Origin of the sequence: Spirillospora sp. NPDC049024, assembly GCF_040649235.1 — a bacterium.
Taxonomy (GTDB): domain Bacteria; phylum Actinomycetota; class Actinomycetes; order Streptosporangiales; family Streptosporangiaceae; genus Spirillospora.
The window spans coordinates 332,453-358,206 of the sequence record NZ_JBEZFD010000004.1 but is presented as its reverse complement, the minus strand read 5'-3'; the positions used below and the strand labels follow the sequence as shown (position 1 = coordinate 358,206).

The following is a 25,754-nucleotide window of genomic DNA, read 5'->3' as shown; positions in this document are numbered from 1 at the left end:
TCCCGCTACTATTCGAACATGTGTTCCACACACGGCGAGCGGATGGCCCGGCTGACTCAGGCGATCGACGACCTGGCGGCGGAGGGCCTCACCGGTCTGCCCCCGGAGACCCTGGTCGAACGGGTGGCGGGCATCTGGTCGCTCGTCGAGGGCATCGACCCCGAGATCGCCCGCCGCCGCACCCGCTACACGACCCCTGAAACCTAGGGCCCTTCTCGAAGTGGCCTCGGCCACGCACCCGAACGCGTGACCTGCCCGGTGCAGCGAAGCCGAAGGCGAGCGGAACCGGGCAGGCCACGAAGCGATGCCGCGTTCGCCCGGTCCCGGTCACTCAGCGAGCCGGGGCTTTGGAACACAGCCGCTCAGTCCAGGTCGTCGAGGGACGGCAGCAGGGGCGGCAGGATCAGCCCGCCGTCGGAGTCATTCGGGCCCGTGGAGTCCTCGCCCGTCGTGTCGGGGCTCGTCGAGTGATGGCTCGACGAGCCCTCCAGACGGTAGGCCACCGAGCGCCGCAACGCGGGCAGTCGTGCGTAGAGGGCATCGCCGGGGCACAGGGTCTTGTTGTAGTCGCGGTGCCCGACGATGGCCTTGGCCGGGTCGAGATCGTACTTCCGGCACAGCCAGACGCAGACCTCGACCAGCGATTTCCACAGGGCGCCCGGCACCCGGCCGGACATGTAGGTGCCCTCGTTCTCGATGCCGATCGTGTGCTGGTTGTGGTGCAGGACCTGGGCGCCGATGGCGAGGTCGCCCGACCGGATGGCCCGCAGGCTCCGGTTCCGGCCCTCCATCACGATGCCGCCCCGGCTGATCGTGAGCTGCTGGCCCGCGTCGTCCCAGCGGTTCCGGTTCATGTGGATGTTCTGGATGGTCCGCGACAGGGCGAACGCATGGGCGAGCGAGCGGCCCCGCGAGTTCGTCGTCGCCGTGTGGTGCACGACGATGTGGTCCGGCGCCCTGTCGACGACCTTGGCCGGGCGCCTGGGCGGCCTCGCATGCCACTGCGCCCGCGTGTACACGTGCGGGGCGTCGGCCGTGAAAAGAACGCGCTGGTCGACCCCGTTGTACGATCCGGCTGCAAGCTCCTCCGCCATGGCTTCATTCTGGCGGGACGTCCCGAGGGGCAGCATCTCCACCAGGCCGGCCCCCATGACGCCGCCGATCAGCGCCCGGCGCGTCAGTGCCCCGGCCCCGCGATGCGGCTCGTCCGCACCCTCCCCCGAATGCATGCTCACCACCGCCCCCTTCGTCCCGCGACATCGTGGTCACGGAACGTAATCGCCGCAAAGGCGATCACTCAAACGCACGCCGGTTCACGGACGTTTCACGGGAAACCCAAACATCAGCGGCCACGCAAAACGTGGACAGACTCCACAACCAGGGACCCGCCACGTCGGGGTCGTCGGCGGTGGGGGTGTGCGTGAGGGCGGGAAATTTCGGGGAGTACGACGACGACCCCCGGCCCTGGGTGGGCTCGGGGGTCGTCGGGTGGTGCGGGTCAGGCCTCGAGGACGTTGACGTCGATCGTGGCGTTGACGTCGCTGTGCAGGCGCACGCTTACCCGGTGGGTGCCGACGGTCTTGATCGGGTTGCCGATCTCGATGCGGCGGCGGTCCAGGTCGGGGCCGTCGGCGGCGCGGACCGCCTCGGCGATGTCGGCGGCGGTGACGGCGCCGAACAGGCGGCCGTTGCTGCCGGTGCGGGTGCGCAGCGTGACGCGCAGGCCGCCGAGGCGGTCGGCGACCTCACGGGCGTGCTCGACGGTCGCGATCTCGCGGGCCGAGCGCGCCTTCTTGATCGAGTCGACCTCCTTCTCGGCACCCCGGGTCCACTTGATCGCGAACCCGCGGGGGACGAGGTAGTTGCGGCCGTAGCCGTCGCGGACGTCGATGACGTCACCGGGCTCGCCGAGCCCGGAGACCTGCTGGGTCAGGATGAGCTTCATGATTCTTTACCCCCTGCCTCAGCGCGCGGTGCTGGTGTACGGCAGCAGCGCCATCTCACGGGCGTTCTTGATCGCCGTGGCGACGTCCCGCTGGTGCTGGGTGCAGTTGCCGGTCACCCGCCGGGCACGGATCTTGCCGCGGTCGGAGATGAACTTCCGCAGCAGGCCCGTGTCCTTGTAGTCGACGTAGGAGATCTTCTCCTGGCAGAAAACGCAAACCTTCTTCTTCGGCTTGCGGGGAGGTGGCTTCGCCATCGTGGTGCTCCTTTGGGAGAGCCCCGCTCACGCGGGAATGGACGTGTACTCGTTGTTGCGTGGTCGTGCCGGAGGCCTTAGAAGGGCGGGTCGTCGGAGAATCCGCCGCCGCCCCCGCCGCCGGTGGCCCAGGGGTCGTCGGCCGGAGCGCCGCCCTGCTGGCCGCCGCCGAAGCCGCCGCCCTGCTGGCCGCCCCCGAAACCGCCGCCGCCCTGACCGCCGCCGCCGCCGAAGCCGCCGCCACCGCCGCCACCCTGCCGCTGGGTCTTGTTGACCTTGGCGGTGGCGTTGCGCAGCGACGGGCCGACCTCGTCGACCTCGACCTCGAAGACGGTGCGCTTCTCACCCTCGCGGGTCTCGTAGGAGCGCTGCTTGAGGCGTCCCTGCACGATCACCCGCATGCCGCGCTGCAGGGTCTCGGCCACGTTCTCGGCGGCCTGCCGCCAGACGTTGCAGGTCAGGAACAGCGCCTCCCCGTCCTTCCAGTCGCCCGACTGGCGGTCGAAGAACCGCGGGGTCGAGGCGAGGCGGAACGACGCGACCGCCTGGCCGCTCGGGGTGAAGCGCAGATTCGGGTCCTCGACGAGGTTCCCGACGATCGTGATTACGGTGTCGCCTGCCATGGGGCTCGCTCCGGCTGGTGTGAGGGCTGAGCCGGGCTCAGTGGACCTCGGGGCGGATGACCTTGGTGCGGAGGATGGACTCGCTCAGGTTGAGCTGCCGGTCGAGCTCCTTGACCGTGGCAGGCTCAGCCGACAGGTCGACCACCGCGTAGATGCCTTCGGACTTCTTCTGGATGTCGTACGCCAGGCGCCGGCGGCCCCAGACGTCGACCTTCTCCACGCTGCCGCCGCCGTCCTTGACGACCTTCAGGAACGGGTCGAGCGCCGCACCCGCGGTGCGCTCGTCGATGGCGGGGTCGAGAATGGTCATGAGTTCGTAACGACGCATGCTGTGTCCCTACCTCCTCTGGACTGATGCGGTCACGGTCTCTCCGTGACAGGAGGGCTCTTGCGTCCGCCGCGGCGGCACCGGCCCGGATCGCCGGGCGGACCTGCCGCGAGACCGATACAGGCTACCAACACTGAGACGTGCACAAGCCGGTTCCCGGAGCGGAGCGCCAGCGGAGTGCAGGGAAACGGCTTGTGACCCGCTTCTCCCGGGGGTGTGGGGGTCGCCCCCCACACGAGGCCCTGCCGGTTCCTGCAGCGGAGCGCAGGGAATCGGCTCGTGCCCCGCCCTTCCGGGGGTCTGGGGGTCGCCCCCCAGAGGCAGCCGGTGCCGGTTCTCGGAGCGGAGCGCCTGCCGCCGGTGTGCGCCATGGTGCTCGTCAGTGCCTTGCCTTGGGTTGGGCGGCCCGGGCGGTACAGCGGCGGCGTTCCAGTTCGGCCATGATGTCCGCCATGCGGGCTCGCATGCGGGCGGCCTGGGTCGTCAGCATCGACAGCTCCTCGACGAGCTCCGCGTCACCGATGAGCCCCAACTCCGCTTCCCTCACGGTCTGCACCTCCTGCTCCTCCCCGCTTCCCCTCGGGGGCGGACCCGAGCCGGTGTTCTCGAATCCGTGTTCGACCGTACCGGGTGCCGCCGACATTCCGTGCCCGGTCCCGATTGATCTTCGTCTCGGCTGGGCATTCCTTTACCCGCATGGTCCGTCCGGTCCCGCGCGCACCGTCTGGCCCGAGGCGCGGGAGCTGAGCTGGAGGAGGATCCCGATGTCCCAGCAGGCGACCGGCAGCGACGCGCAGCGCGAGCGCGCCTCCCGCGCGCAGAGCGAGGCCGGCCCGCACCGGCGGCAGGACGTGCTGGCGGTGGCCGCGCTCACGCTCGGCATCGCGGCGCTGATCCTCGGCTGGATCCCCGCGACCCACTTCGCCGGGGCGCTCCTCGGCGTGATCGGCCTGCCGGTCGCCCTGTACTCCCAGATGATCTCCGCGACGACGAACGAGCGGTGGCTGAACGTGATCGGCATGGTCGCCGCGTTCGTCGGCGCCGGCTTCGCGCTCAGCCACGGGGGCTTCTCGCTCTGAGCGCCGGCCCGGGATCCGCCCGCCCTGTCCGAGGGCGCGGCTAGTCTCGTGAGCATGCGCATCGGAGCCCACGTCGACCAGACCAACCCGCTCGACAACGCCCGCGCGGTCGGCGCCGACGTCGTCCAGTTCTTCCTCGGCGACCCGCAGGGGTGGAAGAAGCCGGTCCTGCCCGAGGGCGTGGAGGCGCTGGAGGGCTCCGGCGTGGACGTGTACGTGCACGCCCCGTACACGATCAACGTGGCGACGTCCAACAACCGGATCCGGATCCCGAGCCGCAAGAACCTCACCCAGCAGCTGGAGGCGGCCGCGTCGATCGGCGCCAAGGCGCTGATCGTGCACGGCGGGCACGTGCTGAAGGACGACGACCCGGAGACCGGCTTCGAGAACTGGCGCAAGGTGTTCGAGCGGATCGAGTGTCCGATTCCGGTCTACATCGAGAACACCGCGGGCGGCGGGAACGCGATGGCGCGCAAGTTCGACCGGATCGCGCGGCTGTGGAGGTGCTGTCGGGCGTCCCGGGCCTGGAGTCCAAGCTCGGTTTCTGCCTCGACACCTGCCACGCGCACGCGGCGGGGGAGGAACTCGTCGACGCCGTCGACCGGATCAAGGCCATAACCGGCCGCATCGACCTGGTGCACTGCAACGACAGCCGCGATTCGTTCGGGTCGGGGGCCGACAGGCACGCCAACCTGGGCAGTGGCAGCATCGACCCCGAGCTGATCCTCGGCGTGGTCCGGGCGGCGGGCGCCCCGGTCGTGGTGGAGACGCCCTCCGAGGGCCAGGCCGACGACATTTCCTGGTTGCGTTCCAAGCTCTGACGAAGCAGAGTCGGGATCGTCGCCGGAGTCCGGGAACCGCGGTGGCGGGCGCGGCATCTAAACGCGCGTAGGCCCAGCCTGACGACAAAGTCCGAAGATCACGTCACACTGGCATAATCCGGAACCAGCCCTCAGCGCACGCGTGCTCTCTCCGGCGGCGGGCGCGCGAACCGATCGGGAAGCACATGGCACAGCCCCCTTACGACCCCTACGGCTACGGAGCGCAGGACCCCTACGCCCAGTCCTACTCCCAGCAGCCCGCGGTCCAGCACCACTACTACGGGTCGTCGACCCCGGTCACCGCGCCGACCAACGGGATGGCGACCGCGTCGCTGGTGTGCGGGCTCATCGGCTTCTTCGCCTGCGGGCTGACGTCGATCCTGGCGGTCATCTTCGGGCACGTCTCGCTCAACCAGATCAAGCGGACGCGCGAGGGCGGCCACGGCATGGCCGTCGCCGGTCTCGTCCTCGGCTACATCGTGTCCGCGGGATGGCTGATCTTCTGGATCTTCTACATCGGCCTGTGGGCGATGATCGTGGGCAGCGGCGCCGCGAGCAGCAGCACGTACTGACCGTTCAGACGAGCCGGGGAACGCCCGCCACCTCCACGCCGACGCTCGACATCAGCACCGTCATGGGGGTGGGGGTGTCCCGCCACGTCTTCACCGCCGCGGCGAAGACGTCCAGGACGGCCCGCAGCGACGCCGGGTCCGTCTCGGCCAGTTCGGCCCACGACTCGTACAGCACCATGTAGCCGTGTTTCGCGGGCGCCCAGGACAGGTCCCTGAGGTACCTGCCGAGATCGTCCCAGCCGGCGCCCGCTCCCTCCGGCGGATCGAAGACGCCGGCGCACAGCCGCAGGAACGCCTCCTCCGTCCGTGCGCGCCGCCCATCGAGGTAGAAGCCCCGCCAGCCGGCCTCCTCGGCCCGCTCCATCCAGCTCGTGTCACCGACCGCGCCCGGCACCGGCGGTATCCGCCACTGGTAGACGCCCGGTTCCAGCCGTCCGGCCAGCAGCTCGGTCAGCGCTTGGTCCGCGTTCACGTCATCTCCCGGCAGTTCCGGCGTCCCCGCGGGTCCGCGAGGAGCGGGCGGCCAGCCCCACCCGCCGCCTTCCGTTCCCCGGCATAAGCCGCAAAACCTCCGATATCGGCAGATTTACGGCCATGGGCGCACCTCCTTCAACGGAGGAGTGCGGCGGCGGCGTTCAACGTCCAGGGCGTCCATCGCGCTTCCGTGCATGCCGCCGAGGCCGCGGCCAAGGCGATCCCTACCGCGCCGAGCATCCCTTGACACGCCTCTCGCCGTTCCCTATTCTCTCGAATAGAGAGATGCTCACTAAGCGAGCAGCTCTTAGAGCGAGGTAGTTGCCCGATTCCGAGAGGAACACAGAGATGAACACCGCGCCCACCACCGCCGGCACCGCGACCCGCGTCCAGGCCCACTACGAGACCGTCAAGAAGCTCGGCCACTGGACGACCGGCCGCCGCTTCGAGGTCCGCGCCCGACGCGGCATGGTCGTGCTGGACCTGCGCTCGCCGCGGATCCCGGACGGCGACATCGAGATCGCGGTCGACCTCGACCACTCGATGGTGAAGCTGCTGGTCCCGCAGGACGCCCGGATCGACCACTGGGACCTGCACTACACCGGCCGCGGCCGCGTCAAGGACTGGACGGGCGAGAACGGCGGCGGCCGCGCGATCCGCGTCACCGGGGAGATCCGGCACGGGGAGATCCGCGTCCACCGCGGCGGCGTCGCCACCCTGTCCGCGATGTTCTCCCGCGAGTTCGTCGAGGACGTCCGCCGCGCCCGCCGCGAAGGCACCACCCCCACCGTCGCCGATCCCGCTCACGAGGACTGAGCAACGACCCCAGCAGGCCCCCGAAGGCCCGTCCCGGCGAACCCGCCCGGGACGGGCCTTTCCCTACCCGCGCCCTTGGCGGCGCACGGAATTGTGGGAGCGTGCGAAGTCCGGGGTTGAGTCTCCACCGGCTGGAGGCCTCAGGGTGAGGGGCATGGACGGCGACACCATGTACACGATCGGCGAACTGGCGCGCCGCACCGGGCTCTCGGTGCGGACGATCCGGTTCTACTCCGACGCCGGTGTCGTCCCGCCCACCCGCCGTACCGAGGCCGGATACCGGCTCTACGACGCGGACGCCGCCGCGCGCCTCGACCTGGTGCGCACGCTGCGGGACCTCGGCGTCGACCTCGCCACCGTCCAGCGGCTGCTGGACCGGGAGGTCGGCGTCGGGCAGGTCGCGGCGGCGCACGCGGACGCGCTGGACGTGCAGATCCGCACGCTCAGGCTGCGCCGGGCCGTGCTGCGGGCGGTGGCGAAACGCGGATCGACCCCGGAGGAGATAGAACTCATGCACAGGCTCGCCCGGCTCTCCGACGAGGAGCGGCGCCGGATCATCACCGACTTCATCGACGAGTCCTTCGCGGGGCTCGACGTCCACCCCGGCTTCGCGGAGAAGATGCGCGCCGCGCTGCCGGAGCTGCCCGACGACCCCGAACCCGAGCAGGTCGACGCCTGGGTCGAGCTGGCCGAGCTGGTCGGCGACCCCGGCTTCCGGGCCTCGGTGCGGCGGATGGCCGAGTTCCAGGCGGCCGAGATGGCCAAGAACAGCGGCCTCCCGGACGGCGCCGCCACCCTCGCCGACCTGACCCGCCAGAGGGTCGAGCAGGCCGTCGCGGACGGCGTCGACCCGCGCTCGGACGACGCCCGTCCCGTGGTGGACGAGCTGGTCCGCGCCTTCGCCGAGACGTGGGGCGCCGCCGACGACGCCGCGTTCCGGCGCGACCTGCTGCACCGGCTGGAGATCGGCACCGACCGCCGCGCCGAGCGGTACTGGCAGCTGCTCGCCGTCATCAACGGGTGGCCCGTCCCGCCGACGCTGACGCCGCTGTTCGAATGGTTCATCGACGCGCTGCGGCCCCGGATCGGGGAAGGCGGCTGACCCCGGGAAGGCCGAGGTTCGGAAACACGGATCCTCAGGAGGGCTGGGGGACGCTGACGTGGTGGTCGCCGCGCCGGCGTCCCAGGGCCACCACATCGGGCGCCCCGTCGAGGACACCGCCCGCCGGGTCGTCCTCCCCTTCCGACCGGACGACGTCGGCGGACGGGACCAGGACGTCCCGCACCACCAGCACCGCCAGCGCGAGGACGGTCACGAAGCGGGCGAGCAGCGCCAGCGAGTAGACGTCCTTGCCGATCCCGCCGTCCGGGGCGTCCAGGCTCAGGACCGCCGACAGCGTCCCGGACAGGTCGGCGCCCTGGGTCTGGGCGGACACCGACAGCAGGTACCACCAGATGCCGAAGAAGTAGGCGATCTCGCCGAGCTGCCAGGCGACGAACGCCGGCAGCTTCGGTCGGGCCAGCACCGCGAGCGGCAGCAGCCACAGGACGTACTGCGGCGACCAGACCTTGTTCGGCAGCATGAACGCGACCAGCACGAGGAACATCAGCTGCGGCAGCCGCGGGCGGCGCGGGGCGGCCAGGGCCAGCACGGCGATCCCGGCGGCGAGGACGAGGAACGTTCCCGTGCCGATCAGGTTGAGCAGGTCGGTGTCGGAGGCGGGCTTGTCCAGCCCGTGGTCCTGCAGCACGAAGAAGATCGAGCCCCAGTCGATGCCGCGCTTCTGGCTGAAGGTGTAGAACTCCTTCCACCCGTCCCACGCGAAGAGCATCACGGGCAGGTTCACGGCCAGCCACCCGGCGGCCGTGCCGGCGAGCATCCGGCCCATGGCGCGCCACTGCCCGGCCCGGACGCACAGCAGGACGAGCGGCCCGAGGAACAGCAGCGGATAGAACTTCGCCGCGATCGCCAGGCCGAGGAGCGCCCCCGCCAGGGCCGGACGGCGCGCCGACCAGGCGGCCAGCGCCAGCGCCGACAGGGCCACCGCCAGCAGGTCCCAGTTGATGTAGGCGGTGAGCAGCAGCGCGGGGGACAGCGCCACCATCAGGCCGGTGCGCAGCGAACGGCGTCCGGCCGCGTACGCGGTGGCGAGGACGGCGACGACCGCGAGGACGGCGAGGAGCAGGACGGTGACGTTGTAGAACGCGAGCCCGCGCCCGTCCGCTCCGAACGGCTTGACCAGCCACGCGACGAGCTGCATGAAGCCGCCGCTCAGCACCGGATACTCGACGTGGCGGATGTCGGAGCCAGCGAACGTGTCGAAGTACGGGATCTTCCCGTCGTTGAGCCCGCGCACGTAGTAGAGCGGGTAGACGTCGGTGTAGCAGGCGTTCGCCGTCGTCTTGAGGAAGTCGAACCGCACCGACGCGCACGGCTGCTTCTGCAGCCAGCCGAGAGCGCACACCAGGGCGGTGAACCCCGTCAGCACCGGCGCGAGGCGCCTCAGCCGTCCGGGAGCGACCGTCCCGTCACTGTCGGCGGGCATCCCGAGCCTCTCCGTAGACGACGACATGGACAGCAAGCCTATTCGTGCCCGGAGGCGCGCGCGGCCGGAAACGGAACGGCCCGGAGCCGCCGGGGCTCCGGGCCGTCGCGTCACGGACGTACCGCTAGTTGCCCGCGTTGGGGTCGGTCTGGCGGCAGGCCGGGTCGTTCCTGTGCTGCGGTTTCGCGCACCACCAGGACTTGTCGCCTTCCGGAGGAAGGTTCGGGTTGCAGCCGAGCGGCATGTTGTACTGGTCGCACGGCACGTCGCCCGACCCCGGCGGGGTGATGGTCGGCGTGTCCGTCGGCTTCGGCGACTGCGACTGGCAGCCGGGCTGGGGGTTCTGCTGCCCCGGCTGGCACGTCGGCGTGTTGGTCGGCGTCGGGGTCGCGGACGTGGTGGGCGTCGGCTTCGCCTTGGCCCACGGGGCGACCTGGCCGCCGTTCACCGGCGGCGGGAACGGCGAGATGTCCTTGCCCTCCAAGGCCTTCAGCATGAAGATCTTGAACAGCTCGGCCGGGACCGTACCACCGTAGACCTGGCTGTAGTTGCCGACGCCGATCAGCGACTTGCGGTTGCCGTTCTTGTCCTGCCGCCACATCGCCGCCGACGTCGCGAGCTCCGGCGTGTAGCCGACGAACCAGGCCGACTTGTTCTCGTCGGTGGTACCGGTCTTGCCGGCCACCGGACGGGCGCCGAGGCTGGCGCGGGTACCGGTACCGCTGGTGACGACCGCCCGCATCGCGGCCGTGGCGTCCGCCGCGACGCCCTCGTCGAAGGCCGTCGTGGGCTTCTCCCAGGGCAGCTTCTTCAGCAGCTTGTGCTCGTTGTTCATGATGGGGCGGCCGCGGTTGTCGGTGATCTTGGCGATCACGTGGGCCTGCCGGTGCTTGCCGCCCGCCGCGAACGTCGAGTACACCGACGCCATCGTGACCGGGGTCGCGTCGATGACGCCCAGCGGCAGCGACGTGATGTCGTCCTTGAGGTCCGGGGTCCCTTCCGGGATGCCCATCTTCTTGGCCATCTCCACGACGTTGGCCAGTTGGACCTTCTGCCCCAGGTCGACGTACGCCGTGTTGATCGACATCGCCGTCATCTGCTTGAGGTTGTAGACGCCGTTCTCCGAGCGGCTGTCGTTGGTGAACGACGCGCCGGCGATCGTCCGCTTGTAGCTGCCGTCCATCGTCGTCCGCAGGCTGATGCCCTGGTCGAGCGCCGTGGCGAGCACGATCGGCTTGAACGACGAACCCGGCTGCACCTTGCCCTGGAAGGAGTTGTCGAACTGCTGCTTGGCGTAGCTCGGACCGCCGTAGGCGGCCACCACCCCACCGGTCTTCGGGTCGACCGCCGCGAGCCCGAACTGGATGTCGCTCTTCAGCCCGTTCTGCTTGCGGATCTGCGCGACGGCCTTGTTGGTGTAGTCCTGCAGGTCCTTGCGGAACGTGGTGGTGATCTTCAGACCGCCGGTGTCCAGGTCCTGCTCGGTGATGCCGAGCGTCTTCAGCTCGTTGAGGACGCGGTCCCGGAGGTAGCCGGAGTTCGGGTCGTCCGGGACGTCGCTCCAGTTCTTCTGCGTCTGGGGGAACTTCGCCTGGGCGCGCTTGGCCGAGTCGAGCCAGCCCTTCTCGACCATGCCGTCGAGGACGTAGTTCCAGCGGCTGATCAGCGCCCGCTTGGCCGGGTTGGAGTCCGGCCCGTAGGTGGCGAAGTAGCCCGGCCGCTGGATCAACGCCGCGAGCATCGCCGCCTCCGACTCGTTGATCTCCGTGACGGGCTTGTGGAAGAAGGCGCGGGACGCGGCCTGGACGCCGTAGGCGTGCCGCCCGAACGGGACGGTGTTCAGGTACAGCTCAAGGACCCGCGACTTGGGCATCTCCTTGCCCATGCGGATGGAGATGAGGATCTCCTTGAACTTGCGGCTGGCCGTGCGGTCCGTGCTGAGGTTCGCCCAGTAGTTGCGGGCCAGCTGCTGCGTGATCGTCGAGGCGCCGGCGACGTCGCCGCCCGTCCCGGCCCGGTACATCGCGCCCACGATCCCCATCGGCGAGATCCCCGGCTCGTGCCAGAAGTTGCGGTCCTCCGCGGCGAGGACGGCGTTCTGGACGTGCTTCGGCACCTTGGCCAGCGGGAGGTTCTCGCGGTGGGTGCCGATGCGGGCCAGCGGTGACCCGTCCGCGTAGGTGATCACCGACTCCTGGGCCTTCGCGGCGTCCTGCGCTTCGCTCGGCATCGGGGTGTTGGCGTAGGCGACGACGACGAGGATCGCCAGGCCGAGGATCATCACGCTGACGACCGCGACGACGATCTTCCAGTTGGGGATGTAGCGCTTCCAACCGGTCTTCTGGTTCGCCTCGTCGGTGCGCTTGCGCTCGCGGCGCCCCCCGCCGCGGCCGGCGCCGCCGCCCTCGTCGCCCCAGAAGCCGTCGTCCCCGCCGCCTCCGGAACCACCGCGTCCGCCAGGGCCGCCGGGCCCGCCGGGACCACCCGGGCCACCGGGACCGCCAGGGCCGCCGGGACCACCTGGGCCGCCTGGGCCGCGCCGCATCGGGCGGCCGCCGCCGCCCGACGGCATGGCCGCGGGCGCGCCTCGGCGACGGGTGCCTCCAGGGGCGCCCGAGCGCGGGGGACCGCCCGCCCGTCCGCCCGGCCTGCCTCCGGGGCGCGGTGCCCGGCCCGGCGTCGGCGAGCCGCCCGGCCCGCCGCGCTGCGCGCCCGAGGGCATGCCGGAAGAGCCGGGGCGGGGGGAGCCCCTCCGGCCAGAGCCCTCTCCGAATTCCGGTCCGTATCGGCTTGGGTTACTCACGCGGCCTCATCAACTGGGGGACGGCTGTGCGTCGTCCGAGCGTACTGTGCCCCCGGCGCGGAAGGGGCCGCCAAGGAAAGGCTCACCTTCGTCGGGGCGGATCGACGCACGCGGACAAGGACGCCGGCGTGCGGCAATTCGCAAGGATGCTTCATGTCACACCCCTATCTCCAGTGGACGGTTCGGTTCGGGAGGGCCGGCCGGTTCATTCGGGCGGCCTCGTCAGCAGTTGCAGAGGGTTCAGGGTCTCGGTCTGGGGCTGGGCGCCCCGGCCGCCCCTCTTGTTGCGGCAGGCGGGGTCGCCCTGGTGGATCTGGCACCACCACCGCGGCGGCGGGTTGCTCGGCGGCTTGTTCGGGTCGCAGTTGCCGTTCTGGAACGGGGACTGGCACGGCGGCAGATTGCCCTGGCCCCCGTCGCCGCCGTCCTGGCAGCGCGGGTCGAACTTGCCGACCGGGGTGTTGCACCACGGCGGCTTGCCGTCGTCTTCCTTCTTCTTCTCCGGCGGCTTCGCCCACTTCTGCACGATCCCGCCCCACGCGGGCGGCGGGAACGCCTGCGGGTCCATGCCCTGCACCGCGTTCGACATGTAGGACCGCCAGATGCGGGCGGGGATGGTGCCGCCTTCCACTTCGCCGATCCCCGGCAGGATGACCGACTTCTTCTTGCCGTCCGGTCCGAGCGCGTCGTTGTAGATCGTCACCGCGGTCGACATCTGCGGGACGTACCCGACGAACCACGACGAGACGTTGCGGTCGGTCGTACCGGTCTTGCCCGCCGCCTGCCGCCCGTCCGGCAGGGCCGCCGCCGTCGCGGTCCCGCTCTTGATGACCTGCTGCATCGCGTACGTCGCGTCCGCGGCGACCTTAGGGCTGAAGACCCGCCGCTTCTCGTACGTGGGCCGCAGCCGCACCGTCTTGCCGTCCGACTTCTTGACCACGCGGATCACGTGCGGCTGGTGGTACATCCCGCCGTTGGCGAACACCGCGTACCCCGCCGCCTGCTCGATCGGCCGGATGTTGTTGACGCCGAGCGCCAGGTTCAGGCAGCACTTGTGCGGTTCCAGCAGGTCGGACGCGATGCCGGCGTCGGTCTCGGTCTTGATCGCCTCTTCGATGCCGACCTTGCCCATCAGCTGGATGAACGCGGTGTTGACCGAGTCCTTCGTCGCGGTGATCAGGTTGATCGCCGGGCCGACGTCGTGGCTGTTCCGGATGATCACGGCGCCGTCGGTGTCCTTGGGCACCACGCTGCCGTCCGGGCCGATCGGCGTGTTCGAGCGTCCCTCGACCAGGCTCTTCAGGCTGTAGTTCTGCTTCAGCGCCGTCGCGAGCACGTAGGGCTTCATCGCCGACCCGGCCTGCGCCGAGCCCTGCCACACGTTGTCGAAGGACTGGTCCAGGTAGTCGGGACCGCCGTAGAACGCGACGACCTCGCCGTTCGCGGAGTTCACCGACACCAGGCCCACGCGGATCTTCTTCTTCGCGAGCTTCTTCGGGTTCACCTGCGGGACGGTGTGCTCGGCCGCGCGCTTGGCCATCGCCATCTTCTTGCGGTCGAACGTCGTGTAGACCCGCAGGCCCTGGGTCGTCAGCTCCTTGGTGTCGATCTTCATCCGGCCCAGCTCCAGCTTGGCGCGCATCAGCATGTAGCCGCGCTGGCCGCCGTAGAGCTGGTCGCTGGTGCCCGCCTTCCGCATCTTGGGCACGCCCTGCTTGATGTACTTGTCGGCCTCGGCCCGGCTGAGCTTGCCCATCGAGACCATGCCGTTGAGCGTGTACTGGTACCTGCCGGTCACCCACGCCTGGTTGGCCTTGTCCCCCGGGTCCCGGTTCGGGTTCTGGATGATGCCGCCGAGGAGGGCCGCCTGGTCGGGCGTCAGCTTCCACACGTCCGTCCCGAAGTACTCGCGGGACGCGGCCTGGATGCCGTAGGTGTCGCGGCCGAAGTAGATGGTGTTCAGGTAGAGCTTGAGGATCTCGTCCTTGGAGTGCTCGTCCTCCAGCTTCAGCGAGATGAACAGCTCCTGGAACTTCCGGCTGACCGTCCGGTTGTTCGGGTCGGAGTAGTAGTTCTTCGCGAGCTGCTGGGTGATCGTGGAACCGCCGCCGGACCCGCCGGTCAGGTTGTCCCACACCGCCCGCGTCGTGCCCTTGATCGAGAAGCCCGGGTCGGTGCGGAAGCTGCGGTTCTCCGCCGCCAGCACCGCGTTCTGGACGTTCGGCGGGATCTTGGCCAGCTCGACGCTCTGCCGCTTCTTGCCGATCCGGCCGATCTCCGTGCCGTCGGTGTAGTAGAAGATCGACGCCTGGTCCTCGACGCCCGCGACCGTCGGCTCCTTCGGGGTCGGGGTGTTGGCGTAGGCGACCCAGATCAGCGTGACGAACGCCGCGAGGCCGAGGCCGCAGACCCCGCCCACGACCTTCCAGGACGGGATGAACCGCCGCCAGCCCGTCTCGCGGGAGCGCAGATGGCCGAGGAACCCCTTCTTCCCAGGCGGCCCCTGCCGACCGGGCCCGCCGGGGCCTCCCGGCCCGCCGGGGCCTCCGGGACCCCCAGGCCCGCCCGGGCCGCCGGGTACACCCGTGCGGTTGGGTACGCCGGGTCCGCCCGTGCGGTTGGCGGCGCGCGTGCCGGTACTGCGGAACCTCGCGGTCACCTTCGCGCCGAGTTCCTGCCCGGCCTTGCCGAGCTCGCCGAGCTTCTCGCGCACGCCCGGCTTCGGGGCCGCGCCGGGCATCCCCGGCGTCCCGAATCCGGCGGGCGGCCCCATTCCGCCCGCACCGGGCGCACCCGGAACCCCTCGTCCGGGCATGCCGGACGGGTTCGGGAACCCGGGGCCTCCGGGACCGGCCCCCGGAGCCGCGGGAAGGCCGGGAGGGCCGCCCATCGCATGGCGACCGCCGCCCATGCCCGGCCCGGCCGGCATGCCTTGGCCGACCGGAGGCGAAGCGCCGGGCGCGTTGCCCATACCGGGACCGCCGCCCGACGGCGGGAATCCCCCGAGCCCGCTGCCCCCACCGGCTCCACCGGGTCCGCCAGGGCCACCGGGTCCGCCAGGGCCGCTGGGTCCGCCAGGGCCGCTGGGTCCGCCAGGGCCGGACGTCCCACCGGGGCCACCGTTGCCGCCGGGTCCGCCGAAGCCGCCTTGGCCGGGGCCTCCGTTACCGCCGAAGCCGCCTTGGCCGGGAGTCCCACCGGGACCGCCGTTGCCGCCGGGGCCGCCGAACGTGCCCTGACCGGGCGTCCCGCCCGGGCCGCCCTGACCGCTCGGGGCGGCATGGCGTCCAGCGGACGGCGGGACCGGGTTCGACGGGACCGCGGGCATGGAGGCGGTCGGCGCGGCACCGCCCAGCGGCCCGGGGCTCGCGCCCGGGCCGCCCATGAAACCGGGCCCTTCCGCCGTTCCCGGAGGGGCGGGGTTCGGGGGCGTGCCGGATGCGCCCGCGGGGTTCGTTCCGGCGGGCTCGCGGGGGACGCCCGGGAAGCCGGGGTCGCCGGAGTCACCGGGGCGGGGGTTCTGGTGCCCGCCCGGCCTCTGCGACCCGGGTTCCGGTCGGGGCTGGCTTGGATTACTCACGCGACCTCATCAACAGGGGACAACGGTTGTTGCCGAGGGCCGGGTGGCTCCCGGCCCTTGTTGCGGCTCGTGCGCCGTCCGAAGATTACTGTGCGGGCTGGTGAGCGGGGGAGCGTGTGCTCGGCGAGGGACATCCCGGCCGCTCAGCGCCCCCGAGGGGTCGGCGGATCCTCCTCACTCGGCTGCCGTCCCGGGGCCGTCCCGGGATCGGGGTCGTGCGACACGGCCAGGTGGTTCCAGGACGCAACTTTGACACATTTCCACCACATACACCCTGAAATCTCCGCATTCGCGCTACGGGCCTGCGAGGACGCCCCGCCCGGGGCCCGGCTAGATCGCCACTTGCCAGCGGCCCCCCGGGTACGTATCTTGTCGATGTATCGAGCCGATACATTCGCTCGATACATCGGATCGAGACATCGGCTTCTGCGGAAGAGGGTTCGGGATGGCGGCCAAGAAGGGCGCGGGCGTGCTGGAGCTCGCCGTGCTCGGCCTGCTGCACGAGTCCCCGATGCACGGTTACGAACTGCGCAAGCGGCTCAACACCCTGCTGGGCATGTTCCGCGCGTTCTCGTACGGCTCGCTCTACCCGTGCCTCAAGCAGCTCCTGGCCAACGGGCTGATCATGGAGGACCGGCCGGAGGAGCCGAACACGCCGCTGGCGCTGCAGAGCCGCCGGTCGAAGATCGTTTACAAGCTCACCGCCGACGGCAAGGAGCGCCTTCAGCAGCTCCTCACCGAGGCCGGCCCGGCTTCGTGGGAGGACGAGGGGTTCGGCGTGCACTTCGCCTTCTTCTCGCACACCCGCGCCGACGTCCGGCTGCGGATCCTCGAAGGCCGGCGCAGCCGGCTGGAGGAGCGCCTGGAGAGCGTCCGCGCCGCCCTGGCGCGCACCCGCGAGCGTGTCGACTCCTACACCCTGGAGCTGCAGAACCACGGGCTGGAGTCGGTCGAGCGCGAGGTCCGGTGGCTCAACGAGCTCATCGGGCGCGAGCGGGCCGAGCAGGAACAGCAAGCACAGCAAGCACAGTCAGCTAAGCGAATTGACCAGGACATGCCTCGGGACGAGGGCCGCTGACCAGTGGCCCGGCGCCTTCGGGGGCGGGTGAAACACCACATGTTCCGCAAAAGAGAAGGAGCAACCGGATGGGTTCGGTGCGCGTAGCCATCGTGGGTGTGGGCAACTGCGCCTCTTCGCTCGTCCAGGGCGTCGAGTTCTACAAGGACGCGGCCCCCGACACGCGAGTTCCCGGCCTGATGCACGTCCAGTTCGGCGACTACCACGTGGGCGACGTCGAGTTCGTGGCGGCGTTCGACGTGGACGCCAAGAAGGTCGGGATGGACCTGTCCGAGGCCATCCACGCCAGCGAGAACAACACGATCAAGTTCGCCGACGTGCCTCCGACCGGGGTGACCGTCCAGCGCGGGCACACTTTCGACGGCCTTGGCGAGTACTACCTGGACATGGTCGAGGAGTCGGACGCCGAGCCGGTCGACGTCGTGCAGGCCCTGAAGGACGCCGAGGTCGACGTCCTGGTGTCGTACCTGCCGGTGGGCTCCGAGGAGGCCGACCGCTTCTACGCCCAGTGCGCGATCGACGCCAAGGTCGCGTTCGTGAACGCGCTGCCGGTGTTCATCGCCAGCGACCCCGACTGGGCGCAGAAGTTCACCGACGCGGGCGTCCCGATCGTCGGCGACGACATCAAGTCCCAGGTCGGCGCCACCATCACGCACCGCGTCATGGCCCGCCTGTTCGAGGACCGCGGGGTCGAGCTGCTGCGCACGTACCAGCTCAACTTCGGCGGCAACATGGACTTCATGAACATGCTGGAGCGCAAGCGGCTCCAGTCCAAGAAGATCTCCAAGACGCAGTCGGTCACCTCGCAGATCCCGCACGAGATGGCGAAGGCGGACGTGCACATCGGCCCGTCCGACCACGTGCCGTGGCTGGACGACCGCAAGTGGGCCTACGTCCGGCTCGAGGGCCGCTCGTTCGGCGACACCCCCCTCAACCTGGAGTACAAGCTCGAGGTCTGGGACTCCCCGAACTCCGCCGGCGTCATCATCGACGCCGTCCGCGCCGCGAAGATCGCCAAGGACCGCGGCATCGGCGGCCCGATCCTGTCGGCCAGCTCCTACTTCATGAAGTCGCCCCCGGAGCAGTACAACGACGACCAGGCGCACGACGCGGTGGAGAAGTTCATCCGCGGCGAGGTCGAGCGCTAGAGCACGGGGGGACAACGCGCCGGTCAGCGCCTCCCCATCAGCGGTTCAAGGGCCGGTCTCCCAGGTGGGACGCGGTTTGCGGAACGTTGAGAGCCTGATCACAAAGTCGCCAAAGGACGCCCTGGCAGTGGACACCCCACTGTCAGGGCGTCCTTACTTCTGTAGAGAAACGGTGATGTACCGGCCCTTTGTCACGCTCTGGCCCTACTGTGACACCGCCGGTTACTGCGCGCCAGGTTCCGAGTCAGTGAGGTGACACCGTGACGGCACGCGAGATGATCAAGGTGACGGCGGGGCTGACGGGCCTTGTGATGGGGCTCGCCGGATGCGCCGGAGGGGGTGACGGTGCGACGGCGGAGGGCGCCTCCCGCGAGGGCGGCACGCTGCGGATCGTCGGCTCGTCCGACGTCGAGCACCTCGACCCCGCGTCCGTGGCCAGCGTCGGCGCGTACGGGCTCGCCCGCACGTTCGCCCGCACGCTGTTCGGGAACCGGGCGTCCAACGACTTCCAGGAGACGGTCCCCGTGCGGCCCGACGTCGCCGAGCGGATCCCGACGCGCGAGAACGGCGACATCGGCAAGGACCGCCGCACGTACACGGTCCGGCTGCGCGAGGGCGTCCGGTGGAACACCAAACCGCCCCGCCCGGTGACCGCCCAGGACTTCGTCCGCGGCTTCGAGCGCCTCTGCAACCCCGCGTCACCGTCCTCCGCCAAGGGCTACTTCATCTCCACGCTCAAGGGCATGGACGCGTTCTGCCGCGGCTACGGCTCCGTCGACGCGAAGAACGCCCAGGCGATCGCGGCCTACCAGCGCGAGCACGGGTTCGAGGGCGTCCGCGCCAAGGACGAGCGGACGCTGGTGTTCAAGCTGAAGCGCCCCGCCAGCGACTTCCTCAACCTGCTGTCGCTGCCGGTCGCCGCGGCCGCACCGCAGGAGTACGACCGGTACGTCCCGGACAGCGCCGAGTTCCGGCAGCACACGATCTCCGACGGGCCGTACCAGATCACCGACTACAAGCCGGGCATCTCCTACGTCCTCACCCACAACCCGGCGTGGCAGGCGGGCTCGGACCCGCTGCGCGAGCGGCATGTCGCGAAGATCCAGATCACGCTGGGCCAGGACTCGCCGGAGACCGTCCAGCAGCAGATCGAGCAGGGCACCGCCGACCTCGCGTGGGACCAGCCCGTCCCGACGTCGGCGCTCCCGCGGCTGCGGGACGACCCGCGCTTCGCGATCAGGGAGACCCCGAACAACAGCCCGTACCTGGTGTTCAACACGCGCAGCCCCCGCAACGGCGGCGCGCTCGGCGACCGCGCGGTCCGGCAGGCGCTGGAGTACGCCGTCGACCGCAGCGCCCTCATCAAGATCGTCGGCGGGCCGTCGGTGGCGAAGCCGCTGCACACGGTGATCCCGCCCGGGAACTCCGGATACGCGCCCCTCGACCTCTACCCGACGCCCAACGAGTCCGGCGACCCCGCCAAGTGCCGCGAGCTGCTCGGCAAGGCCGACCGCGTCGGGATCACGCTGAAGTTCCCGTACCGGACGAACAGCGTCCACAAGCTCATCGCCCAGTCCATCGCCGAGAACCTCGACGCCTGCGGGGTCAAGACGGAACTGACCCCCGACTCGGGCGGCTCCTTCTACTCCAGCACCCTCACCACGCCCGCCCGCGCCCGCGAGGGCAAGTGGGACATCGCCGCCCCCGGCTGGGTCCCCGACTGGTACGGCAACAACGGCCGCTCGATCATCCAGCCGCTCTTCGACGGGCGCGCCTACGGCCCCGGCTCCACCAACTACGGCGGCTACGACAACCCGCAGGTCAACGCGCTCATCGACGCCGCCCTCACGGCCCCCGACGCGCAGCGCGCGGCCGGCTACTGGCAGCAGGCCGACCGGAAGATCATGGAAGACGCCGCGATCGTCCCCCTCCTCGACCGCGCCCAGACCACCTTCCGCTCCTCCCGCGTCCACGGCGCCTACTTCCTCCCGACCACCGCGGGCTACGACTTCACGAGGGTCTTCATCGCGTAGCCGGGAGGCAGGACGCCAAGCCGCCCACAAGCGCGCCGACCTCAACCACCGCCGCAACCACGCAACAGCCTCATTGGCCGCGATCGCGTCCGAAGGCAGATTCGAGCGAAGCAAGAACCTGATCGCGAAGCGAGCCGCAAGGCGAGACGGAGCGATGCCAGCGATCGCCCGCGTTTCTCGACGATGGAGGGCCGCCAGGCCCGAAGGAGGAGAGAAATGCATTGAAAACAGCACATACGCTGATCGGATGCGGGCGGGCGAGTTGCGGGGGATCTTGCGGGGGCGGGATTTTCGGCGTCTCTACGGGACCCGGCTCGCCTCGCAGCTGACCGACGGCGTGTTCCAGGTGGCGCTCGCCGGATACGTGTTCTTCTCGCCCGAGCGGCAGGCCACGGCGGCCAAGGCGGCGGCCGCGTTCGCGGTGACGCTGCTGCCCTACTCGGCGCTCGGGCCGTTCGCCGGGGTGTTCATCGACCGGTGGCGGCGGCGGCAGATCCTCGTGTGGACGCCGGTGCTGCGCGCGCTGCTCGTGCTGCTCGTCGCCGGGCTCGTGGCGGGCGGGCAGGACGGGCTCGGCTTCTTCCTCGGCGTGCTCGTCGTGCTGGGCGTGAACCGCTTCTTCCTCGCCGCGCTGTCGGCGGCGCTCCCGCACGTGGTGCGTCGCGACCAGCTGGTCACGGCGAACGCGTTCACGGTCACGTCCGGGACGATCATCGCGTTCGCGGGGGCGGGCGCCGGCTACGGCCTCCGGCGGGTGTTCGGCGCCGGGCACGACGGGACGGCGCTGATCCTCGTGGTCGCGGCGGCGCTGTTCCTGCTGGCGGGGCTGATCGCGACGACGCTGCCGAAGGGCCTCCTCGGCCCGCACCGGACTTCCGAGGACGTCGCACCCCGAGCGACTGCCCCAGCGGCGGCGGAGGCGACCCCGGCGACCGTGCCCGGGGTGGCGATGTCGGACACGTCACCCGCGTCGGAGACGGCCATGCCGGACGCGACGCCCGGCTCCGCGACACCCGTGTCGGATGCCTCGCCCGGGCACGAGACGCCCGTGTCGGCCGCGTCGCCCATCCCAGGCGCCCCCATGTCGAACGCCGCGGCTGGGGCGGGGACGCCCATGGCGGACGGGGCGGAAGTGCCGGGCCAGGCAGACGTGTCCGGTCGGGTGGAAGCGTCGGGCCGGGCGGACGTGTCGGCGGGGTCCGGCGGGGTCGGGGCGGGCGGGTCCGAGGCGCCGCGGGTCGTCGAGGTGCTGGGGGGTGTGCTGGGCGGGCTCGCGGACGGGGCGCGGCACATCGCGCGGCGGCCGCAGGCGGCGCTGGCGCTCGGCGCGATCTCGTTCCACCGGTTCCTGTACGGCGTCGTCCTGATCATGACGCTGCTGCTGTGCCGCAACCACTTCGCCGGCGACCCCGACCGCGGGCTGGAGACGTTCGCGCTGATGCTGGGGGTGTCCGGCGCCGGGTACTTCGCGGCGGCGCTGATCACCCCGCCGGTGGTGCGGCGCATCAGCAAGCAGGCGTGGGTGGCGTGGCAGCTCGGCGGGGCGGCGGTGGGCCTGCTCGCGCTGGGCATGCCGTTCGCGGAGCGCCCCTGGGCGGCCGGCGCCTTCCTCCTCGGCGTCGTGTCGCAGGGCGTCAAGCTGTGCGTCGACACGACGTTGCAGGAGACGATCGAGGACGCCTACCGGGGACGGGTCTTCGCCGTCTACGACATGCTGTTCAACGCGACGTTCGCCGCTGCCGCCGCCGCTGCCGCGACATGGCTGCCCGCTGACGGCCGCGCCGGCGTCACCCTCCTCGGAGTGGTCGCCGCCTACGGGGTGGGCGCGGTCGCCTACTGGACGGCGGCGTCCCGCATGCGCGGCCCCGCACACGCGCTGCGTTAGAGCGACTCCGCGATGGCCTGGAGGGCGGCGGCGATGTGGTGGACCTCGTCCTCGGTGCACACGTACGGCGGCATCGTGTAGACGAGCTTGCCGAAGGGCCGCAGCCACACGCCGTGCGCCATGGCGATCTCCTGCACGGACTGGACGTCCACCGGCTCGCGCGCCTCGACCACGCCGATCGCGCCGAGGACGCGGACGTCCGCCACGCCGGGGAAGTCGGCCGCGCCGTCGAGTTCGCTGGTCAGGACCGCCTCGATGGTGTCGACCTCGTCCCGCCAGTCGCGCGAGAGCAGCAGGTCGATGGACGCGGACGCGACGGCCGCGGCCAGCGGGTTGGCCATGTAGGTGGGGCCGTGCATCAGCACGCCCGCCTCGCCGGAGGTGATGCCGTCGGCGACGCGGTCGGTGCACAGGGTCGCGGCCATCGTCATGTAGCCGCCGGTCAGGGCCTTGCCGAGGCACATGATGTCGGGGACGACCTCGGCGTGGTCGCAGCCCCACAGCTCGCCCGTCCGGCCGAAGCCGGTGGCGATCTCGTCGAGGATCAGCAGCAGGCCGTGCTCGTCGGCGATGTCGCGGAGGGCCTGGAGGTACTCGGGAGCGTAGAAGCGCATGCCGCCGGCGCCCTGGACGATCGGCTCCGCGATGATCGCGGCGAGTTCGCCGGCGTGCTCGGCGGCCAGCTCCGCGAGCCCGTCCAGGTACGCCTCGTCGGGGTCGGCGCTGTAGCCGAGCGGGGGCGGGGGCGCGAAGACGTGCTGGGCGAGGACGTCGGTGAACATGTGGTGCATCCCGTTCACCGGGTCGCAGACGGCCATGTCGCCGAACGTGTCGCCGTGGTAGCCGCCCCGGACGGTGAGGAGCCGGCGCCGCTCCGGCCGCCCCTGCGAGCGCCAGAACTGCAGCGCCATCTTGATCGCGACCTCGACCCCGACGGAACCGGAGTCGGCGAAGAACACCTTGGTCAGCGGCTCGGGGGTGATCTCGACCAGCCGCTCGGCGAGCCGCACGGCGGGCGGGTGCGTGAGCCCGCCGAACATCACGTGCGCCATCTTGCCGAGCTGCCCGGTGACGGCCGCGTTCAGCTTCGGGTGGTTGTAGCCGTGCACGGCCGCCCACCACGACGACATGCCGTCGATCAGCTCGGTGCCGTCCGCGAGGGTGAGCCGCACACCGCTCGCCGACACGACCGGCAGCGCGGGCGCCGCCGCCGGCATCGGCGCGTACGGGTGCCAGATGTGCTCCCGGTCGAACTCCAGCATCCGCTCGGTCTCGCGGGGGCTCATACGGCCCAGCTGAAGCGGGATCACTCGCCGTCCCCCTCGCGGTCGGCGGCCGGGGCGCCGACGCCCTCGGCGGCGGCCCAGCGGCGCAGTTCCTCGGCCGCCGCCTCCTTGCCGATCATGCCGCGGTCCAGGCGGAGTTCGAGGAGGAACTTGTAGGCGCGGCCGACGAGCGGGCCGGGCGCGATGCCGAGGATCTCCTGGATCTCGTTGCCGTCGATCTCCGGGCGGATCGCGGCCAGCTCCTCCTCTTCGGCCAGCCGCTCGATCCGCACCTCCAGGTCGTCGTAGGTGCGGCGCAGCCGGTCGGCCTTGCGCTTGTTGCGGGTCGTGCAGTCGGCGCGCGTCAGCTTGTGGAGGCGGGACAGGAGGGGGCCGGCGTCGCGGACGTACCGGCGGACGGCCGAGTCCGTCCACTCGCCGGTGCCGTAGCCGTGGAACCGCAGGTGCAGCTCCACCAGGCGGGAGACGTCGGAGATGACGTCCTTCGGGTAGCGCAGGGCGGTCAGCCGCTTGCGGGTCATCTTCGCGCCGACGACCTCGTGGTGGTGGAACGAGACGCGCCCGCCCGGCTCGAACCGGCGGGTCTTCGGCTTGCCGATGTCGTGCAGCAGCGCCGCGAGCCGCAGCACGAGGTCGGGGCCCTCCTTCTCCTGCGCGATCGCCTGCTCCAGGACGATCAGCGAGTGCTCGTAGACGTCCTTGTGCCGGTGGTGCTCGTCGATCTCCAGCCGCAGCTTCGGCAGCTCGGGCAGGACGTGCGCGGCGAGGCCGGTGTCGACCAGCAGCGCCAGGCCCTGCCGCGGGTACCGGCCGCAGAGCAGCTTGGACAGCTCGTCGCGGACGCGCTCGGCCGACACGATCTCGATGCGGCCGGCCATGTCCTTCATCGCGCGGACGACGTCGGGCGCGACGGTGAAGCCGAGCTGCGAGGTGAACCGGGCGGCGCGCATCATCCGGAGCGGGTCGTCGCTGAAGGAGTCCTCCGGGCGGCCGGGCGTCCGCAGCACCTTGCGCTGCAGGTCGGTCAGGCCGCCGAACGGGTCGACGAACTCGTGCCCGGGCAGCCGGGCCGCCATCGCGTTGACGGCGAAGTCGCGGCGGCGCAGGTCCTCCACCAGGGAGGTGCCGTAGGAGACCTCCGGCTTGCGGGACTTCGGGTCGTAGGACTCGCTGCGGTAGGTGGTGATCTCCAGCTCGACGCCGTCCTTGCGCAGGCCGACCGTGCCGAACTCGATCCCGATCGTCCAGTGCGCGTCCGCCCAGCCGCGGATGATCTCCAGGGTGCGCTCGGGCGGGGCGTCGGTGGTCAGGTCCACGTCCTTGGTGGGACGGCGCAGCAGCGCGTCCCGGACGGGCCCGCCGACCAGCGCCAGCTCGTGACCGGCCGCCGCGAACCGGGCGCCGAGCTCGTCGGCGACGGGCGCGATCCCGCGCAGCAGCTCGGCGATCGCGGTGCGCCGCGAGGACTCTGGGGTCACGTTCTGGTCAGGCACGGCCATCGAGCGTATTTCCTTGGTTGACGGGCTGACAAAGGACTTTCTGGCGAGCGCCGGGGTCCGCGCGGAAGTCTTTTCGGGGCCGAAGAAGGACAGGGCCCTTCACGTGCCGCGATCCCCGGGTTACGTTTCGGGCACCCCGATGACGCCCTGCGCGACCCGGTGAGCCTCCCGTACGACAACGGTAGCGGGATCCAAAAGGGCCACGGTCCGCCGCACGTGCGGTTGAGGCGCGTCGAGAGGGTCCGCGTGCCGTGCGCCAGGGATGAGACCGGCTGTTCCGGGTATGTGGGGGCTTTCCCCACTAAGTGTGCGAAGCACGAGGCCACAGGGATACCAGATCCGGGGATGAGCGGGGTCGACCCCCGCGGGACGGAGCCGAACATGAAGGACGCTCTCACCATCCACCGCGCGCTGCTCGGGTGGGAGACGGCGCATGAGATCGTGCGGCTGCCCCTCTCGATGACCTGGGCCGACGAACTGCCCAGGGCCCTCGGCCTGCCGCCGGACCGGTGCCTGGTGACGCGCGTCTACTCCTGCGAGGGCGAGGCGCGCGGCCGGTCCTTCCTGACCGGGGCGATCGTCCCGGCGGGGCGGTGGCCGTCCGCCGAGGCGGTGCGGCGCGGCGTCGGTGCCCGCAGCGTCCGGCACGCGCACGCGGACGTGGTCAACGCCGTCACCGAGTACGCCGCGGGCCTGGTCTGCCCGCTGCTCCTGCCCGACTCGATGCCCCTGCTGATCGACCGCGGCCTCGTGGACGGGCCCCACGCGAGCGACATCGTCTACACCGCTACCGGGGAGGCGTCCACGGCGCTCGGCATCAAGGCCGACGTCCTCTACTCCCTCTGCCGCGCGGAACCCGCCGACCTGCTGGCCCCGCGAGGCGCCGCACCCGCGCCGGGCCTGGACCACGCGACGACCTGAGCCGCCCGTCGGGCGCGGCGGCGCCGGACGCCCCCTCCGGGACCGCCGCGGGCGGGCCGCGC

Annotated in this window: 24 protein-coding genes; 12 read left to right on the top strand and 12 right to left on the bottom strand. The window is 71.1% G+C overall.

Features of this window, described 5'->3' with window-relative positions:
- Positions 1–18: 18 nt before the first annotated feature.
- Positions 19–207, top strand: a complete 189-nt coding sequence (locus AB0C21_RS09810; protein ID WP_117397984.1) for a hypothetical protein — start codon at positions 19–21, stop codon at positions 205–207.
- A gap of 155 nt (positions 208–362) precedes the next feature.
- Here AB0C21_RS09810 and AB0C21_RS09805 read toward each other — a convergent pair whose 3' ends face one another.
- The 6 genes from AB0C21_RS09805 to AB0C21_RS09780 form a co-directional block, all read right to left on the bottom strand.
- Positions 363–1,229 carry a peptidoglycan recognition protein family protein gene (locus AB0C21_RS09805; protein WP_500203747.1) on the bottom strand — a complete coding sequence of 289 codons (867 nt, stop codon included), beginning with the start codon at positions 1,227–1,229 and terminating at the stop codon, positions 363–365.
- Positions 1,230–1,498: 269 nt separating this feature from the next.
- A complete protein-coding gene (gene rplI / locus AB0C21_RS09800; RefSeq protein ID WP_500203615.1) occupies positions 1,499–1,945 on the bottom strand; it encodes a 50S ribosomal protein L9 in 447 nt (148 codons plus the stop codon).
- A gap of 18 nt (positions 1,946–1,963) precedes the next feature.
- Entirely contained in the window at positions 1,964–2,200 is a 237-nt protein-coding gene (gene rpsR, locus AB0C21_RS09795; RefSeq protein WP_019631633.1) for a 30S ribosomal protein S18, read from the bottom strand.
- A 77-nt stretch (positions 2,201–2,277) separates the two neighbouring features.
- Complete coding sequence (locus tag AB0C21_RS09790) at positions 2,278–2,823, bottom strand: single-stranded DNA-binding protein (RefSeq protein ID WP_500203614.1); 546 nt, start codon at positions 2,821–2,823, stop codon at positions 2,278–2,280.
- A 37-nt stretch (positions 2,824–2,860) separates the two neighbouring features.
- Positions 2,861–3,151 (bottom strand): 30S ribosomal protein S6, encoded by a 291-nt coding sequence (gene rpsF, locus AB0C21_RS09785; RefSeq protein WP_131877633.1) that lies wholly within the window; start codon positions 3,149–3,151, stop codon positions 2,861–2,863.
- A 379-nt stretch (positions 3,152–3,530) separates the two neighbouring features.
- Positions 3,531–3,707, bottom strand: a complete 177-nt coding sequence (locus tag AB0C21_RS09780; protein ID WP_160161101.1) for a hypothetical protein — start codon at positions 3,705–3,707, stop codon at positions 3,531–3,533.
- Positions 3,708–3,915: 208 nt separating this feature from the next.
- Here AB0C21_RS09780 and AB0C21_RS09775 point away from each other — a divergent pair, with 208 nt between their 5' ends.
- From AB0C21_RS09775 to AB0C21_RS09760, 4 genes are all read left to right on the top strand, one after another.
- On the top strand, positions 3,916–4,230 hold the full coding sequence (locus AB0C21_RS09775) for a hypothetical protein (RefSeq protein WP_500203613.1): 315 nt from the start codon (positions 3,916–3,918) through the stop codon (positions 4,228–4,230).
- 54 nt (positions 4,231–4,284) lie between these two features.
- Positions 4,285–4,848 carry a TIM barrel protein gene (locus tag AB0C21_RS09770; RefSeq protein WP_500203612.1) on the top strand — a complete coding sequence of 188 codons (564 nt, stop codon included), beginning with the start codon at positions 4,285–4,287 and terminating at the stop codon, positions 4,846–4,848.
- Positions 4,734–5,051, top strand: coding sequence for a TIM barrel protein (locus AB0C21_RS09765; RefSeq protein WP_500203746.1), 318 nt, complete (start codon positions 4,734–4,736; stop codon positions 5,049–5,051). Before AB0C21_RS09770 ends, AB0C21_RS09765 begins: the two co-directional genes overlap by 115 nt.
- 185 nt (positions 5,052–5,236) lie before the next feature.
- Complete coding sequence (locus tag AB0C21_RS09760) at positions 5,237–5,623, top strand: DUF4190 domain-containing protein (RefSeq protein WP_500203611.1); 387 nt, start codon at positions 5,237–5,239, stop codon at positions 5,621–5,623.
- A 4-nt stretch (positions 5,624–5,627) separates the two neighbouring features.
- Here AB0C21_RS09760 and AB0C21_RS09755 read toward each other — a convergent pair whose 3' ends face one another.
- Positions 5,628–6,095, bottom strand: coding sequence for a barstar family protein (locus tag AB0C21_RS09755; protein ID WP_500203610.1), 468 nt, complete (start codon positions 6,093–6,095; stop codon positions 5,628–5,630).
- Between the two features lie 350 nt (positions 6,096–6,445).
- On the opposite strand from AB0C21_RS09755, the gene AB0C21_RS09750 reads away from it, so the two are divergent.
- Both AB0C21_RS09750 and AB0C21_RS09745 read left to right on the top strand, forming a co-directional pair.
- The gene (locus AB0C21_RS09750; protein WP_500203609.1) at positions 6,446–6,913 is read left to right on the top strand and encodes a hypothetical protein; all 468 of its coding nucleotides are present in this window, start codon (positions 6,446–6,448) and stop codon (positions 6,911–6,913) included.
- A 154-nt stretch (positions 6,914–7,067) separates the two neighbouring features.
- Complete coding sequence (locus AB0C21_RS09745) at positions 7,068–8,015, top strand: MerR family transcriptional regulator (protein WP_500203608.1); 948 nt, start codon at positions 7,068–7,070, stop codon at positions 8,013–8,015.
- A gap of 34 nt (positions 8,016–8,049) precedes the next feature.
- Here AB0C21_RS09745 and AB0C21_RS09740 read toward each other — a convergent pair whose 3' ends face one another.
- The 3 genes from AB0C21_RS09740 to AB0C21_RS09730 form a co-directional block, all read right to left on the bottom strand.
- Entirely contained in the window at positions 8,050–9,459 is a 1,410-nt protein-coding gene (locus AB0C21_RS09740; protein ID WP_500203607.1) for a glycosyltransferase family 87 protein, read from the bottom strand.
- A gap of 124 nt (positions 9,460–9,583) precedes the next feature.
- Positions 9,584–12,031: a transglycosylase domain-containing protein gene (locus AB0C21_RS09735; protein ID WP_500203606.1), complete on the bottom strand. Its 2,448-nt coding sequence runs from the start codon at positions 12,029–12,031 to the stop codon at positions 9,584–9,586.
- Between the two features lie 436 nt (positions 12,032–12,467).
- Entirely contained in the window at positions 12,468–15,002 is a 2,535-nt protein-coding gene (locus tag AB0C21_RS09730) for a transglycosylase domain-containing protein (protein ID WP_500203605.1), read from the bottom strand.
- A gap of 1,285 nt (positions 15,003–16,287) precedes the next feature.
- On the opposite strand from AB0C21_RS09730, the gene AB0C21_RS09725 reads away from it, so the two are divergent.
- The 4 genes from AB0C21_RS09725 to AB0C21_RS09710 all read left to right on the top strand — a co-directional run bounded on the left by AB0C21_RS09725 (position 16,288) and on the right by AB0C21_RS09710 (position 21,986).
- Complete coding sequence (locus tag AB0C21_RS09725) at positions 16,288–16,920, top strand: PadR family transcriptional regulator (RefSeq protein ID WP_149262795.1); 633 nt, start codon at positions 16,288–16,290, stop codon at positions 16,918–16,920.
- 68 nt (positions 16,921–16,988) lie between these two features.
- Entirely contained in the window at positions 16,989–18,068 is a 1,080-nt protein-coding gene (locus AB0C21_RS09720) for an inositol-3-phosphate synthase (RefSeq protein WP_500203604.1), read from the top strand.
- A 260-nt stretch (positions 18,069–18,328) separates the two neighbouring features.
- Entirely contained in the window at positions 18,329–20,101 is a 1,773-nt protein-coding gene (locus AB0C21_RS09715) for an ABC transporter substrate-binding protein (RefSeq protein ID WP_500203603.1), read from the top strand.
- A gap of 247 nt (positions 20,102–20,348) precedes the next feature.
- A complete protein-coding gene (locus AB0C21_RS09710) occupies positions 20,349–21,986 on the top strand; it encodes an MFS transporter (RefSeq protein WP_500203602.1) in 1,638 nt (545 codons plus the stop codon).
- On the opposite strand, the gene AB0C21_RS09705 is transcribed toward AB0C21_RS09710, so the two are convergent.
- Positions 21,983–23,272, bottom strand: a complete 1,290-nt coding sequence (locus tag AB0C21_RS09705) for an adenosylmethionine--8-amino-7-oxononanoate transaminase (RefSeq protein WP_500203601.1) — start codon at positions 23,270–23,272, stop codon at positions 21,983–21,985. The two genes, AB0C21_RS09710 and AB0C21_RS09705, sit on opposite strands and share 4 nt — an antisense overlap.
- Positions 23,273–23,292: 20 nt before the next feature.
- On the bottom strand, positions 23,293–24,771 hold the full coding sequence (locus tag AB0C21_RS09700; RefSeq protein WP_500203600.1) for a CCA tRNA nucleotidyltransferase: 1,479 nt from the start codon (positions 24,769–24,771) through the stop codon (positions 23,293–23,295).
- Between the two features lie 381 nt (positions 24,772–25,152).
- On the opposite strand from AB0C21_RS09700, the gene AB0C21_RS09695 reads away from it, so the two are divergent.
- Positions 25,153–25,692 carry an aminoacyl-tRNA deacylase gene (locus AB0C21_RS09695; RefSeq protein ID WP_500203599.1) on the top strand — a complete coding sequence of 180 codons (540 nt, stop codon included), beginning with the start codon at positions 25,153–25,155 and terminating at the stop codon, positions 25,690–25,692.
- Positions 25,693–25,754: the final 62 nt, after the last annotated feature.